Origin of the sequence: Bacillus aquiflavi, assembly GCF_019915265.1 — a bacterium.
In the GTDB taxonomy this organism is placed as follows: Bacteria; Bacillota; Bacilli; order Bacillales; family Cytobacillaceae; genus Bacillus_BT; species Bacillus_BT aquiflavi.
Genome location: NZ_CP082780.1, coordinates 2,182,337 through 2,198,413, shown reverse-complemented (window position 1 = coordinate 2,198,413; position 16,077 = coordinate 2,182,337). Strand labels below are relative to the sequence as shown.

Annotated in this window: 8 protein-coding genes and 5 pseudogenes; 12 read left to right on the top strand and 1 reads right to left on the bottom strand. The window is 38.0% G+C overall.

What is annotated here, in order from left to right:
* The first annotated feature begins 6 nt into the window (after positions 1-6).
* The 6 genes and pseudogenes from K6959_RS10605 (at position 7) to K6959_RS10580 (ending at position 6,334) form a co-directional block, all read left to right on the top strand.
* Positions 7-1,266 carry a dihydrolipoamide acetyltransferase family protein gene (locus K6959_RS10605; protein WP_163239173.1) on the top strand — a complete coding sequence of 420 codons (1,260 nt, stop codon included), beginning with the start codon at positions 7-9 and terminating at the stop codon, positions 1,264-1,266.
* A 601-nt stretch (positions 1,267-1,867) separates the two neighbouring features.
* Positions 1,868-3,129 (top strand): annotated as a pseudogene (gene ltrA, locus K6959_RS10600) (group II intron reverse transcriptase/maturase).
* Positions 3,130-3,263: 134 nt separating this feature from the next.
* Complete coding sequence (locus K6959_RS10595) at positions 3,264-3,413, top strand: hypothetical protein (protein ID WP_223086479.1); 150 nt, start codon at positions 3,264-3,266, stop codon at positions 3,411-3,413.
* A gap of 355 nt (positions 3,414-3,768) precedes the next feature.
* The gene (locus K6959_RS10590; protein WP_223086478.1) at positions 3,769-4,080 is read left to right on the top strand and encodes a hypothetical protein; all 312 of its coding nucleotides are present in this window, start codon (positions 3,769-3,771) and stop codon (positions 4,078-4,080) included.
* Between the two features lie 479 nt (positions 4,081-4,559).
* Positions 4,560-5,777, top strand: coding sequence for a hypothetical protein (locus K6959_RS19165; protein ID WP_262421767.1), 1,218 nt, complete (start codon positions 4,560-4,562; stop codon positions 5,775-5,777).
* A 4-nt stretch (positions 5,778-5,781) separates the two neighbouring features.
* Positions 5,782-6,334: pseudogene (locus K6959_RS10580) on the top strand (SUKH-4 family immunity protein).
* Positions 6,335-6,551: 217 nt separating this feature from the next.
* On the opposite strand, the pseudogene K6959_RS10575 reads toward K6959_RS10580, so the two are convergent.
* Positions 6,552-7,490: pseudogene (locus tag K6959_RS10575) on the bottom strand (IS256 family transposase); the annotation flags it as partial.
* 69 nt (positions 7,491-7,559) lie between these two features.
* Here K6959_RS10575 and K6959_RS20025 point away from each other — a divergent pair.
* From K6959_RS20025 to meaB, 6 genes and pseudogenes are all read left to right on the top strand, one after another.
* A pseudogene (locus K6959_RS20025) lies at positions 7,560-8,713 on the top strand (IS3 family transposase).
* 506 nt (positions 8,714-9,219) lie between these two features.
* Positions 9,220-9,595: pseudogene (locus K6959_RS10550) on the top strand (polymorphic toxin type 50 domain-containing protein); the annotation flags it as partial.
* A gap of 16 nt (positions 9,596-9,611) precedes the next feature.
* Positions 9,612-9,947 (top strand): hypothetical protein, encoded by a 336-nt coding sequence (locus K6959_RS10545; RefSeq protein WP_163242946.1) that lies wholly within the window; start codon positions 9,612-9,614, stop codon positions 9,945-9,947.
* 759 nt (positions 9,948-10,706) lie between these two features.
* Positions 10,707-12,590: a methylmalonyl-CoA mutase family protein gene (locus K6959_RS10540; RefSeq protein WP_223086471.1), complete on the top strand. Its 1,884-nt coding sequence runs from the start codon at positions 10,707-10,709 to the stop codon at positions 12,588-12,590.
* Entirely contained in the window at positions 12,580-14,775 is a 2,196-nt protein-coding gene (scpA, locus tag K6959_RS10535) for a methylmalonyl-CoA mutase (RefSeq protein WP_223086469.1), read from the top strand. The genes K6959_RS10540 and scpA overlap by 11 nt, the downstream gene beginning before the upstream one ends.
* A gap of 1 nt (position 14,776) precedes the next feature.
* Positions 14,777-15,895 carry a methylmalonyl Co-A mutase-associated GTPase MeaB gene (meaB, locus tag K6959_RS10530; RefSeq protein WP_223086467.1) on the top strand — a complete coding sequence of 373 codons (1,119 nt, stop codon included), beginning with the start codon at positions 14,777-14,779 and terminating at the stop codon, positions 15,893-15,895.
* Positions 15,896-16,077: the final 182 nt, after the last annotated feature.

Here is a 16,077-nt window from a genome sequence, read left to right as displayed (position 1 = left end):
CTCGTTTTGGCGATAAAACAAATTACAATGCCTCAATTAGGAGAAAGTGTTACAGAGGGAACGATTAGTAAGTGGCTTGTTTCAGTAGGGGATAAAGTTAATAAATATGATCCGCTGGCAGAAGTAATGACTGATAAAGTAAATGCAGAAATTCCATCTTCATATACTGGTGTGATAAAGGAGTTAATAGCCAAAGAGGGAGATACACTTCCAGTTGGTGAAGCAATTTGCGTTATTGAAGTTGCGGGCAGTATAGAAGAAACTGCGAAAGTAAAAATAGAAGAACGTGAAAAGGAAACGACAGCAAATCATAATCACTTTGCTAGAAGTCGTTATTCTCCAGCTGTATTAAAGCTGTCTCAACAACACGGCATTGATTTAACAAAAGTAACTGGAACAGGTGCAGGCGGAAGAATTACGCGGAAAGACTTATTAAAAATAATTGAATCTGGAAACATTCAAGAAGTAAGCAAACAAGAAGCTGAAGTTGTTAAACAAGCTAATGAGGAGCAAATAGAAGTTCCAAAAGCTACACCTGGACAAACAACTGTTCCAGTAGCTTCAGGTGATATAGAAATACCAGTTACAGGAGTGCGTAAAGCGATTGCAGCTAACATGTCCCGCAGTAAACATGAAGCCCCTCATGCTTGGACAATGATAGAAGTTGATGCTACAAACCTTGTTGAATATCGAAACTCAATAAAAGAAGAGTTTAAAATGAGAGAAGGTTTTAATTTAACATATTTCGCATTTTTTATAAAAGCAGTTGCACAAGCTCTTAAGGAATTTCCACAAATTAACTCAATGTGGGCTGGCGATAAAATTATTAGGAAAAAAGATATTCATATATCAATAGCAGTTGCGACAGAAGATGCTCTTTTCGTTCCTGTCATAAAAGATGCAGATGAAAAAACAATTAAAGGGATTGCTCGGGAGATATCGGAGCTAGCCAATAAAGTACGGTTAGGAAAATTAACTCCAGAAGATATGCAAGGCGGCACATTTACGGTAAATAATACCGGCTCGTTCGGTTCAGTTCAATCAATGGGGATTATAAACTATCCACAGGCGGCAATTTTACAAGTAGAATCAATTGTCAAACGACCAGTGGTGATGAATAACGGGATGATTGCAGTAAGAGATATCGTTAATTTATGTATGTCTCTTGATCATCGTGTATTAGATGGACTCATTTGTGGTCAATTCCTTAAACGGGTAAAAGAAATTATTGAAAATATTTCATCGGAAAACACTTCAATATATTAATAAAAAAAAAAGCTGCAAATAGTACTTGCGGCGGTTTTTTTTTTTGGTGCCCGGCATGCGCATGAACTATAGGGTGCAAGTCCCGAACCCCGAAGACAGAAGTAGAGGTTAGCCAAGAGCAAGGGTGTCCGTGGTGACATGGAATCTGAAGGAAGCTGGAGGCAAAACACCGATCCGAGGAACACGAATCTCATACAAGGCTAGATATGATTGAGTGAGTTTGCCAAACAAAAATAAAGCTCTTTCTGTCGAAGGTCATATCAAGTAAATGAGGCGGATAGATGGTGTGAAAGTGGATGCGCTTACCCGGGGAGGTCTGACAGAAACGTGAAGTTCCCTTCATAACCTACTTGGTGACAAGTAACTGAACTGTCAGAAGTCAGCAGAGGTCATAGTACGAGTTGGTCTAGAACAACTTGGAAGGACTGAACAATTAAGAAAGAATAGCCCCCTTGGCTTTCCAGTTTGGATGAATGAACACAGAAAACAGAGAAACCTCACGCTTAGAAAGTAGTGGTGAATCCCACGAGGGTATTTGCGGAGGGTGTAGTCCAACTGGGCAAAAGAAGATAAGCTATTCACGGGAAGGAACGAAATGGTAATGTTGAATCAAATTCTGGAACGGCAGAACATGATACGAGCATTAAAGCGAGTAGAAGCGAATAAGGGAAGCCATGGAGTAGACATGATGCCCGTACAAACCTTACGTCAGCACATCCTCGAAAATTGGGCAACCATTAAATCGCAGATTCTAACGGGAACCTATGAACCGCAACCAGTACGTCGAGTCGAAATCCCGAAACCAGACGGCGGTGTGCGCTTATTAGGCATCCCTACCGTGACAGACCGTTTAATTCAACAAGCCATATCGCAGATATTATCGAAGGAATATGACAAAACATTTTCGGATAACAGTTATGGATTCCGACCAAATCGGAACGCCCACGACGCTGTCCGAAAAGCAAAAGGGTATATAAAAGAGGGGTATCGCTGGGTAGTAGATATGGATTTAGAAAAATTCTTTGACAAAGTCAATCATGACCGACTAATGGCAACATTAGCGAAAAGAATTCAAGATAAACCACTCTTAAAACTGATCCGCAAATATCTTCAAGCTGGTGTCATGATAAACGGAGTCGTTTCGAGTACAGATAAAGGAACACCTCAAGGTGGACCTTTAAGTCCACTTCTTTCAAACATCGTATTAGATGAGCTTGATAAAGAGTTAGAGAAACGTGGACATAAATTCGTTCGTTATGCAGATGACTGCAATATTTATGTAAAAAAGTGAACGTTCAGGAAAGCGAACAATGGCAAGTGTGCAGCGATTCATTGAAGGACAACTACGATTAAAAGTAAATGAAACAAAATCGTCAGTAGACCGACCATGGAAACGAAAGTTCCTGGGTTTTAGCTTTACATTTCATAAAGAACCTAAGGTTCGCATTTGCGAAAACAAGTCTCCAACGAATGAAGAAGAAAATACGAGAAATTACCTCTAGAAAGATGCCATACTCTATGGAATACAGAATCAAGCAATTAAACCAATATTTAATTGGATGGTGTGGTTATTTTGCGCTAGCAGATACACCAAGTATCTTCAAGTTGTTAGATAGTTGGATTAAACGAAGATTGAGAATGTGTCTATGGAAGAATTGGAAGAAACCTCGGACAAGAGTCAGAAACCTCACTCGCTTAAACATCCCATACGGAAAAGCATATGAGTGGGGGAATACCCGGAAAGGGTACTGGCGCATTTCAAAAAGCCCCATATTACACAGAACCCTTGACAATTCCTACTGGGAAAGCCAAGGGCTGAAAAGTCTGCAAATTCGTTACGAAACTTTGCGTTATTCATCTTAATTGAACCGCCGTATACGGAACCGTATGTCGGTGGTGTGAGAGGTCGGGGGCTAATCACCCCCTCCTACTCGATGTGTGTCCTGTATAAGATATAATTTGTTGGTGAAAAGACACTTACGGGATTGAGGTGAAAAATGGAGAAAGTTTCTAGTTTAAAGGAAGCAAGGGCAAAATCCCTAAATGATGAATGGAAACTTTTTATAAAATCAACGAAAGTTGTTGTCAAACAATTAATCGCTAAATTTCTTGAAAAAAAAAAAAAACGGAATAATAAAAAAATTTAGAGACGAACTATCGTATGAAATTAACAGGATCGTAACGAAATATGTAAGAGTAAATAATACTAGATTATCGTTTTTGTTTTGTTGACTGCATAATATTTTAAGGAAGTTTCTTCGAATGTTGATAATCATCCACAATGAATATCCCCATCAAATCCCCTTCTAAATAACAAGGAGCTCATGTTTAAAGTTATATATCCGGATAATATCATTTTTAGGTTGAAAGTTCTATTTAAGTATTTATTAGTTAAAAAAAATACATAAAAGACTAGGAAAATAGATGTATAGAGAATGGATGATGAATTTAACATTATGATTGATATAGACAATATAAAAGAAAAAGTGAGTTGAGTTTTTCATGGGATCAACACAAGAAATTAAATTACATCTCGAAGAGCTTCAAACAACATTAAATCAATTACAAACTGGGATGAATGAGTTTACAAGCTACACGACAACCTTTCGCTCGAACACAAGGGATCGCTTAAAAAACTTTCATTCCGATTTTATCGCCAAAGTCGATGCCCTCCTCGATAACATGAATAATGATGTCAATCAAGATTTAATCAAACAGCTCCAAGAAATCTATCAAGCTGGCAAAACATTGCTAGAAAGCATGAAACAAGTAGATGAAGAACTTGGAGAGGCAATTGGGGGCGATCGGTCGTGAAGCGTGACTTACAAATAAATTATGGGATTTTAGATGACATGATTGGACAGCTTCATATGTATAAGCATGCCCTTGTAGAAATGAAAGACTCGCTTGATTAAGTTTCCACAGCGATTCAAACGAATCAGGGGAAAGTGTCGAGGCATGGGATCAAAAGATCAATCGTTCCCAGGAAAAAATCGAAAAATACGAAACACAAATCAACGATCTTTTGTCATTATTCGAAAATTATGTGGCAGATACAACCGTTTACATTTCCCCGATTGCGAGAAACGCTATGATGCGTGTCGACCGTAATGATATTTGGATTAATCTCACTCAAATAGAAAGTGGCATCACTAGAAACGTGACGAAAGCATTAAACCGAAGCTTCGAGACACCCTCTTCCATCTTAAGCTTGTTTGATGATCCAACCGAGCATTAAATCAACTAGAAACAAACTTCAAAACAAAATGGATGATCTGTGGGAACTATACGACATGAAAGTAAAAAAATTTGAAAATGTCGATGATGCGTACCATGATCGAGCCGCAAAAATGAAGGGGAAATATACGAACTTCTTTGAGGGAGTAGGAGATGTCGTCGAAAATATAACCGAAGGCGCCACTGATCTCATCAAGGGGCTGGCAAATGGAATCGTCGGGATGGTGACGGGATTGGTCACCGTTGTGGAAGATGCAGGTGTAGTGATTCTATCAGGTGTTATTCCTGATGTAATCGAACCACCTAAATTAAAAGAAAAGGCAGATCAAACGATTGATACATACACACAGGCTGCGATACAATTTATCCAAGACCCTATTCGTACAGCGGAATCTGTCGCACAGGTTGTGACCGATTCGGTTGAACAAGAAGGGATCATGTATGCAACTGGTTCTGCCTTGCCGTCTCTCATTCCAAGCACCTTATTAAAAGGAGCAAAAGGTCTTTCTAGCGTAAAGAGTCCTGGAAAATCACCGAAAGTGAACAACAGTAAACCATACAGCAAGGAATTTATCCAAGAAAAGATCAACGCAGCAAAAGCGGGAATGGGCAAGATGAAAGTCCCTGTACTTTATCGAGAGCAACTGTCGACAGGCTATTCTTCTCTGCCGATTATTGGAATGGGAACGAAACCGCTTGGAGACATTCGCCCGCAAATGTTTTCGGTGAAGAGTGAAGGTAGGGAGAAGATAACTAAGGATACGGGTAATAAGGAGGAAACCTTTACTGTTCCTAAATGGAGTAATGATGGCAAATATGATAAGGTTAGGGGATACAGAGGTAGAGACCTGACAAAGTATGATGAAGAGTATTTAGTTGACCCTAGACTTGTAGTTGAAATGAACTTCAAAGGGAAAACTAATTCAGGAACTAATGCTGCAGGATGGGAGAGAAATGCAAAAAAGTTTTTCAACACATTACTTAAAAGTAATCCGGAGTTTTGGAGTGTAGAAAATACGGCTTTGATAAAGAGAGGTCGAGTTCCAATTGTTGATGAACAATTTATAAAACATTTTCCCCAGTATAAGGAGTATATAAAAGAACCAATGAGGCATCATCATATAGGAGAAGGTGGTCAAGCTATAGCTTTACCAAAAAGTTTGCATCCTGGATATGGTGGTATTCATAATGTAGAAAAGGAATGGGGGATTACTGGTATAGATGATGAAATTGCAACTAGATTAGAAACTTTTATAAATAATTTAAGAAGGTGAAAAGATGATGTTACCAGAGGAATTTAATGATAAATGGGATGTTAACAAATATGGTCCACTAATTAAATTTAATTCCAAAGATTTAATGAGCACAAATTTTTTGATGATGATGAAAGAAGTTTTTGTCTATAGGAGGTTTACCAGAAACTCCGCCACCATATTTAGAGTTTACCACGTCACAATCTTTAATAAGATCTATTACAAATGTATTTAAGATGCCAGAAGAGTTTCAAAAATATTGGTTTCTGGGATCAACTAGTTCTGGCGATCCGATATGTATAATTGAGAAACAAGAAAATATAGTATTTCTTAATAATAGTGATAATTATAAAGAAGTATTTATTAATTCTTCTATAAACCAATTTGCAGAATGTTTATTAGTGTATTCAAAAATGATTGATAAGGCAATAGAGATAAATGGTGAGGATGCCTTTATTGATAATGATATACCAGAATATGTGATTAATTGGTTAAAAGAAGAATTAAAAAGAATTGACGTCAAGTGTATGGAAGAGGAATGTTTTTGGGTTACGGAGATTGAGAATTTGTATGAATAACTATGGCATTTTATTTAAAATAGGTTATTTTTTTAGTCTATGGTGTATTGCAGAAGGAGAGGCAGTGTCAATAATTTTGTGTAAATGACTTTTTAACCCTTTCAGGTAGAACGTCACTTCTGTATTCAAGTGAACTTGTTTTGAAGGTTTGATTTGGATGTGTAGGAAAGGGCTAGCCCTTTCCTACACATCCAAATTTCGCACTGGCGCGTCCGACTTACTTTGCCGGGTTCCTGTAGCTCTTCAAACATTTCTCCAGTGCTGCACGGGCCTTGTTAAAACCGATGTGACACCGTGTGGCGAAACGCTCATTGTAATCCTCAAACTGCGTCACTAAGAAACGTTCCAACGATTCTTCATTAGGAAACTGTTCTTTACGCTTTGTATACTTCTTGATTTGTTTATTAAACGACTCAATTAAATTCGTCGAGTAAATGCTTCGCCAAATATCCTTTGGAAACTGATAAAATGTGAGTAAATAAGGGTTTTCAAGTAATCCTTTCGTGACTTTTTTATACGATTTTCCCCATTTGTCGCAGAACGTTTGAAGTGCTGTTTGAGCTAATTCTGCGTCTGTTGCTTGGTGAATCGTTTTAAAATCCTCGCAAATTTCGTGGCGATCTTCTACACGAACTTTATGGGCAATATTACGCCCAACATGTACAAGACACACTTGATATTTCGCTTTAGGGAACACGTTAAAAACAGCGTCAGACATGCCTTTTAAACCGTCTGAAACGAATAATAGGACGTCTTCAACACCACGTTCCCTTAGCTCTTCTAACAGCTCTTTCCAGTTGTAAGCCGATTCTGTTGGTGCGATTGTGTAGGCCAGTACTTCCTTTGAGCCGTCTTCACGAATGCCAACTGCGATGTAAACAGCTTCCTTAGAAACTGTATCACGACGAACGGCAATATATGTCGCATCTAAATACACGCACACGTAGCGATTGTACAGCGGACGATTCTGAAACGCTTTCACGTTTTCAGAAACAGCCTTTGTCATATTCGAAATCGTTTGTGGCGTATAGTGGTGACCATACATTTTCTCTATTAAATTTGCAATTTCAGCCATCGTAATGCCCTTTTTAAATAGGTGAATTACTGTGTCCTCTAACGTGTCATTTGAGCGTTTGTAAGGTGCCACAGTCTGTTGTGATGCTAGACTAAATAGTAGACACAGATTGTTATAATAAATATATCAACTATAACGAGGTGTGTCTGTATGGCAAGAGGAAGGCAATTCGACGAGGCATTTAAAATTGAAACAGTAAAGTATATCAGTGAAAACAATAAGCCTATTGCTCAAGTAGCAAGGGAAGTTGGCGTGAACGCAAATACTTTACATGGCTGGATGAAGAAGTATGTTCAAAAACCTGAAATTAAGGCTGTCCAAACATTTTCTTCAGAAGCAGCTGAATTAAGAGCCCTTCAGAAAGAAATTCGTGATCTCAAGGAGGAGAATGAAATCTTAAAAAAGGCGATGCACTACTTCGCGAAAAGCCCTCGGTAAAATATGAGTTCATCCAAGAACACTGCTCCCAATCCCGAGTGGAGAAGATGTGCAAAGTCCTGGGAGTTTCCAAAAGTGGTTATTTCAAATGGTTAAAACGACCAAAAAGTGACCGACAAAAGAAGCATGATAAATTGCCACAAGAGGTCTTAAAGACCCACTTAGAATTCAAGCAACGATACGGCAGCGTTAAGATCGCTAAAACCCTTAACAAACGGGGCGTAGAAGTAAGTGAGCGGACGGTTTCCCGCATTATGACAAAAAACCAATGGAAGTCTTGTACAGTCAAAAAATATAAGGCCACAACCAATTCCAAGCATCAACATCCAGTAAGTGAAAACGTTCTAGACCGGCAATTTTAAGCTAGTAAACCCAACCAGTTTTGGGTAACGGATATCACGTATATTCCGACCAATGAGGGCTGGTTGTATTTGGCGAGCGTAATGGACTTATATTCTCGTAAAATAGTAGGTTAGGCAATGGATAAAACCATGACAAAGGAATTGGTAATCTCCGCATTAAAAATGGCTTACAAGCGCCAACGTCCAGAGGAAGGCGTTATTCATCACTCGGACCGAGGTGTTCAATATGCCTCACACGAGTATCAGAAACTATAAACACAGTACAAAATGATAGGCAGCATGAGCCGCAAGGGGAACTGTTACGACAATGCTTGTATTGAGTCCTTTCACGGTATTCTTAAGCGTGAGCTAGTTTATCAATCGAAGTATAGGACGCGAGAGGAAGCTAAGAAATCGTTGTTTGAGTACATCGAGTTCTTCTACAATTCCAAGAGGATCCATTCAACATTGGGATACTTTACACCAAACGAATTTGAACGAATGTATGGGGAATCTGCATCCTGATTTTACCTTGATAAAAAAGTTTAAATCGCTCTTTATTTAAACTTTTTTATCAAGGCCACCAAGCGTAAGCGCGGTAGAAAAAATCTGTGTCTACACTCTTGACGTAGTATCAATTTATCCAAGACCCTATTCGTACAGCGGAATCTGTCGCACAGGTTGTGACCGATTCAGTTGAACAAGAAGGCATCATGTATGCAACTGGTTCTGCCTTGCCGTCTCTCATTCCAAGCACCTTATTAAAAGGAGTAAAAGGTCTTTCTAGCGTAAAGAGTCCTGGAAAATCACCGAAAGTGAACAACAGTAAACCATACAGCAAAGAATTTATCCAAGAAAAGATTAACGCAGCGAAAGCAGAATTGGGCAAGATGAAAGTCCCTGTACTTTATCGAGAGCAACTGTCGACAGGCTATTTTTCTCTGCCGATTGTTGGAATGGGAACAAAGCCGCTCGGAGACATTCGTCCTCAAATGTTTTCGGTGAAGAGTAAGGAAGGTAGGGGTACGGGTAATCATAGACCTTCTTATGGAAAAGATTCTGTACCTAAAGGTTCATATCGTGAAGTAAATGGTTTCCCAATAAAAGTGAAAGCTGGAGCTCAAGAAAAGCATATTCTCGGTACACCAAACTATAAACAAGAATTAGCAAACGGAAAAAACAAAAGTATTTTCTGGAGGAGATAATAAAAAAGCGCAAGAATTACTTGATAAATTTGCAGGAAAAGGAACCACTGTTACTAAAAATAAAGAGAGAGTAGATTTTGGTGAACCAATAGGGAAATACTATGATCATGATACTGGTGAATACATTGAGACTACTAGAGGAATAATTCATTACGGAAAAGCCGGTGCACATATAGTGCCTTCAGAACCATTAAAAAAATAAAAAGAGGAGAATATAAATGGGATATGATCCTTTAATAAAAGCATTAAAAGAGAATAAAGGGAGTGACCTGATAATAGAGTGGGATAGTGGATTAAAGATTATTGGTGAACCGGACACACTTTTTGAAACGGACAATGGATTGGATGAGGATGATATAAATTATAACGAATATTATGCAGTCGCATTTCAAGTAAATCATATTTTATCCCATCCTACTACTAACGAAGGCAGTGTATATAATTGGTTAAGACAAAAGAAAAGTTCATTGGTTGAAATTTCTCTCTATAATGATCCGCCAAGTGCAGTTTATTTAACCGACGGAAAGAGAGTATGGGAAAGGGGAAATACATAAATAATAGTTGTATTCAAACTTTGACCTTGATTGGCTATATGCCTTTCGAGGTTTTTTAGTAATTGAAATATTTTACAAATTTGGAAAATGAATTTGATATAAATTGCATAAAACAATAGTTGATTATTCATTATTTCATATATATTATTCCAAATTAACCTATATGATAAATCTAAAATAGTGTGCTGTTTTTATAAGAAAAGAAAGATAAAACGGACATACACACAGGCTGCGATACAATTTATCTATGGCGTTTTTTATGCTCATCAGATGCATCTAAAATCCCCTAATACGATTATTTGGATCGACTGCACTAAGTTGCTTCTGTTTCCATAGCCCAAGATGAACGAATTCGACTCATATAATAAATATACAATTTAAGTAAGCTTGTTAGACAGATTCACGTACAATGGTGTGGAAATCTGGTGGAAGTCATCCTTTCCTACTCGGTTTTTATATTTATTTGAATCTAGTGAAAAAGAAGCGAAAGGCCTACTAGATGTAAAATTTTAGCTTGTTTTTTATATTAAAAAAATTTTATTTATTTAGTACTTTAATATAGAAAAGGGATTTTTTCGGTTCGTACTGAATAAAATTTCAGTTAATTGTGGATTGTAAATCATCATCATGATAATAAGTCATTATTGCTTGTTTGAAATATGTATAATAAAATAATAAAGGGATACACTTTTTTGAATTTTAATACAACTTGATTATCGAATAGAGGGGAGGCTAGGCTGTCGACTTTGACAGTGCGTGATGAAACTAGAATCAATGAAAAATCAATCATTTCCATCTGTTTCATATGAACAATGGAACAAGAAAGCGGAAGAAAGTTTAAAAGGAAAAACAGTTGATTCCTTAAAAAGGAAAACATATGAGCAAATACAACTTAATCCTCTTTATACGAGAGAAAATGTGAACAGTAGTAATGACTATACACAATATCCGGGGTTAGGTGATTTTCGGCGAGGGATATCGCCGCTTGGCTATTTATCTACACCGTGGAAAATTGCTCAAAAATTATCTACTGAGAATGTAAGCGATTTAAAAGATAAACTGTATCAAGCTTTGAAAAAAGGACAGAATGCGATCTCCTTTCAGCTTAATGAAGGGCTTGTAACAAATGTTGAGTCATTTTCTGAGTTGCTAAAAGATATTTACACAAAGTTTCCTTTCAGTATTCATGCTGAAGTATGGCAAAAAGAGATTCTCAGTTTTTTAAGCAAGCTAGCTGAAACAAACAAAGGGGACAAAGCTAAGATTTCTGGTTTTATTGCAAGCGATCCGATCGGTCTTTTAGTACAAAAAGGCGGGCTTGTTAAAACAATTTCAGAAACTTATGATGACTGGGCAAATGTGATAAGCTCAGCGTCGGAACAATTTCCACATTTAAAAACAATTTATGTTGATAGTACAGTCTATCATAATGGCGGAGGAAATGCAGTTCAAGAACTTGCCGCAGCGATAGCTACTGGTGTTTACCATATTGAGGAGCTTTTAAAGCGCGGTTTATCGATTGAAAAGATTTTGTCAAAGATCGTTTTTGGATTTTCAATCGGTGCAAACTTCTTTATGGAAACTGCTAAGCTTAGAGCAGCAAGATTAATTTGGCGGAAAGTAACCGAAGCATATGGCGCTTCCGAAAGTTTAGGAAAAATGGTTATTTTCGCAGAAACTTCTCGTTTTACAAAAACTGTATACGATCCGTATGTAAATATGTTAAGAGCGGGAAATGAAGCATTTGCAGCTGTTTTAGGCGGCGTTCAATATTTGCACGTAAGCAGTTTTGATGAAACATTCAATAAGCAAACAGAGTTTTCAGAACGAATTGCTCGGAATACGCAATTAATTTTAAAAGAAGAATCTCATCTCCATCGAGTCGTTGATCCAGGAGGAGGTTCATATTATATAGAACATTTAACAACTGAGCTGGCTACAAAAGCATGGGAAATGTTCCTTGAAATTGAAGAAAATGAAGGTATTTTTGCTGTATTAAAATCCGGTTGGCTTCAAGGTGAAATTTTATCAATAAAAGAACAGCGTATGAAAGACGTCTTTACTCGAAAACAAAGTATTATCGGTACAAACATATACGCAAATCTATCCGAAGAAACCCCATCTCATTTAGGAACAGAAACAGAGGAAAAAGAATCGGCTTATCGTGAAACTGTCGAGCCAATTTTGCAAGAGCGACTTGCAGAACCTTATGAGAGACTGCGGAAGCAAGCAGAAAAAATTCATCCGGTTGTAGGTCTCATCTGTATCGGGGAATTAAAAAAGCATAAAGCAAGAGCTGACTTTATGGCTGGATTTTTTGCCGCTGGCGGTATTAAGACAGATAGAAGTGCTGGCTTAGAAGCAAATTCTGATGTTTTATCTTTCATAGAAGAAACGAAATATAGTCATTACGCCTTATGTGGAAGTGATGAGCAATATGCACAGTATGGCGCTGACTTAGTAAAGTTTATCAAAGAAAAGTATCCTAATATTCATATTTTTATGGCTGGTAAGCCTAATAATAAAGAACAAGCAAACTTAACAGCAGCAGGCATAGATGAATTTGTTCATGTAAAGAGTAATTGTTATGCTACTCTATCTAACCTGCTAAAAGGATTGGAGGCGGAACAAGATGCAAAATAAGCCTAATTTTAAAAACATTCGCCTTTTTGATCAAGAACAATCTGTTTCAATTGATGACTGGAAAACAAAAGCAGAAGCAGAGGTTGAACGATCAATTGATGCGCTTTTATTTGAAACGAATGAACAAATTAATGTAAAACCACTTTATGCAAATGAAGATTTAGCCGAGATGGATCATCTTGATGATAAGCCTGGTCTGCCCCCTTACACAAGAGGTCCATATCCGACGATGTATGCTAATCGTCCGTGGACAGTACGACAATATGCCGGTTTCTCAACGGCAGAAGAAAGTAATGCTTTTTATCGCCGTAACTTAGCGATGGGTCAAAAAGGTCTCTCTGTAGCTTTTGACTTAGCTACACACCGAGGTTATGACTCTGATCATCCGCGAGTAGTTGGTGATGTCGGAAAAGCAGGGGTAGCGATTGACTCAATTCTTGATATGAAAACATTATTTGCTGGTATACCTTTAGACCAAATGTCTGTTTCCATGACAATGAACGGAGCTGTTCTCCCGGTAATGGCTTTTTATATCGTAACAGCCGAAGAACAAGGTGTAAGCCAAGAAAAATTATCTGGGACGATTCAAAATGACATTTTAAAGGAATACATGGTTCGAAATACTTATATTTATCCGCCAGGAATGTCGATGAAAATTATTGCAGATATTTTTGAATACACATCAAAATATATGCCTAAGTTCAACAGTATTAGTATTTCAGGATATCATATGCAAGAAGCAGGAGCACCTGCAGATATTGAATTAGCTTACACGCTTGCGGATGGACTTGAATATGTTCGCACAGGGTTAAAAGCCGGAATTGATATCGATTCGTTCGCACCTCGCCTGTCATTCTTTTGGGCAATTGGCATGAACTATTTTATGGAAGTCGCAAAGATGAGAGCAGCTCGGTTAATTTGGGCCAAAATGATGAAATCGTTTAATCCAAAAAATCCGAAATCAATGGCATTGCGGACCCATTCACAAACATCGGGATGGAGTTTAACAGAGCAGGATCCGTTTAATAATGTCATTAGAACATTAATTGAGGCCCATGCGGCAGCGATGGGACACACGCAGTCATTGCATACAAATGCTCTTGATGAAGCTATTGCACTGCCGACTGATTTTTCAGCGCGTATTGCCCGAAATACGCAATTGTTTCTACAAGAAGAGAGTGGAATTACGAACGTTATTGACCCGTGGGCAGGTTCTTATTATGTTGAAACGTTAACAAACGAGTTAATGAATCGGGCTTGGGCTCATATCAATGAAATTGAAAACCTAGGCGGTATGGCAAAAGCGATCGAAACAGGTCTTCCAAAAATGAGAATTGAAGAAGCAGCAGCTCGCAGACAGGCTCATATCGACTCAATGAAAGAAACGATTATCGGTGTGAACCGTTATCGACTTGAAAAAGAAGATCCAATTGACATACTTGATATTGATAATACAGCGGTTCGCTTAAAACAAATCGAAAAACTGACTGAATTAAAGGCTTCTAGAGATGATCAGGCTGTTCAAAATGCATTAAATGCGATTACAAAAGCAGCAGAGTCCGGAGAAGGAAACCTATTGGAGCTTGCTGTCCAAACTGCTAGAGTAAGAGCAACACTTGGAGAAATTTCAGATGCAATTGAAAAAGTAGCAAGTCGTCATAAAGCTGTTATCCGTTCAATCAGCGGTGTATACGGCTCTGCTTTTTCTAATGAAGAAGAAATTGAAGAAGTAAAGCGAATGTCTGAGGAGTTTTTAGAAAATGAAGGTAGAAGACCACGTATTTTAGTAGCAAAAATGGGTCAAGATGGGCACGATCGTGGTGCAAAAGTTGTTGCAACAGCATTTGCAGATTTAGGTTTTGATGTTGATATCGGGCCATTGTTCCAAACTCCAGCGGAAACGGCATTACAAGCTGTCGAAAATGATGTTCATGTGATCGGAATGAGTTCTCTTGCCGCAGGTCATAAAACACTTTTGCCGGAACTAATAAAGGAATTGAAAAAGCTCGGTCGTGAGGACATTATTGTCGTTGCTGGAGGCGTTATTCCTGCCCAAGATTATCAATTTTTACTTGATAATGGTGCGGCCGCAATTTTTGGGCCTGGTACAATTATTCCTGTAGCTGCTCAAAAAGTCATTCGCGAAATTTATAAGCGGCTTGGCTATGAGGAAGTGGTGCAATAGCATGACTGAGCAAAAACCTGAATGGGTTGATCCGAATCATCCGGAAAATTTCTCAAGTGTTGTTCGGAAAGGAATAGAAACGACATCAGCAAACGAAAGCTTTCAAAAGGGTACTCGTTTTCAAAAGCAGCAAAAGACGGAGCTTAGTGTCGATGAACTTTACAAAGGTGTGCTAAAAGGTGATCGGACGATGATTGCCCGAGCGATCACATTAATTGAAAGTAATGCTGAACACCACTTTCAAAAGGGACAAGAACTCCTTCAAAAGCTCCTGCCTCATTCAGGGAATGCCATCAGAATTGGAATAACTGGAGTTCCTGGAGCAGGTAAAAGTACTTTTATCGAAGCATTTGGTAGCTATTTATGTGATAACGGCCATCAAGTTGCTGTGTTAGCTGTTGATCCAAGCTCAAGTTTAACTGGAGGAAGCATTCTTGGCGACAAAACAAGGATGGAAAAGCTGGCGAGAAATCGCCGGGCTTTTATACGCCCATCTCCTTCAGAAGGAAAACTTGGTGGTGTTCATCGAAAAAAGCGAGAGACGATGTTATTATGTGAAGCAGCTGGCTTTGATGTAATTCTCATTGAAACGGTCGGTGTTGGTCAAAGTGAAGTAATCGTTCGCGATATGGTCGATTTTTTCATGCTTCTTGTATTAACAGGTGCTGGAGACGAATTACAAGGAATGAAAAAAGGCATTATGGAGTTAGCAGATGGAATTGTTGTGAATAAAGCTGACGGAGATAATTTGCCAAATGCACTAAGAACAAAAGAGGAATACAATCGCATTCTTCATTTTTTACAACCAGCTACTAAAGGATGGCAGACGCAAGCTCATACATGTTCGGCATTAAAACATGAAGGAATCGATGAATTGTGGAAAATGATTACTACATTTGAAAGTACGACAAAAAGCAGTGGAGTATTCGATCAAAGAAGAAGAATGCAAACAAAACAGTGGATCTATTCTATGATCACTGATCATCTACAAGCGTCTTTTTTCTATCACCCACAAATAAAAATGTTATTGCCGAAAATAGAGAATGAAGTAATCGCAGGTGATCGTACCGTTACTTCGGCCGTCAATTTTTTATTTCAAGAATATCAAAAAAAATTTTAAATTCAACCTCCCCGTTTTAGGGGAGGTATTTTAAGATGAAAATATGGAAAAAATTACAATTAAGATAAAAAAAGAGGATAGCGTTGTTTAAACACTATCCAATTACTAGGGAGTTTTTAGGGGTATGGATCTAGCCTAAATATATATTTCCCCCTTAAAACAGAATTAAACACTTTTTTTAA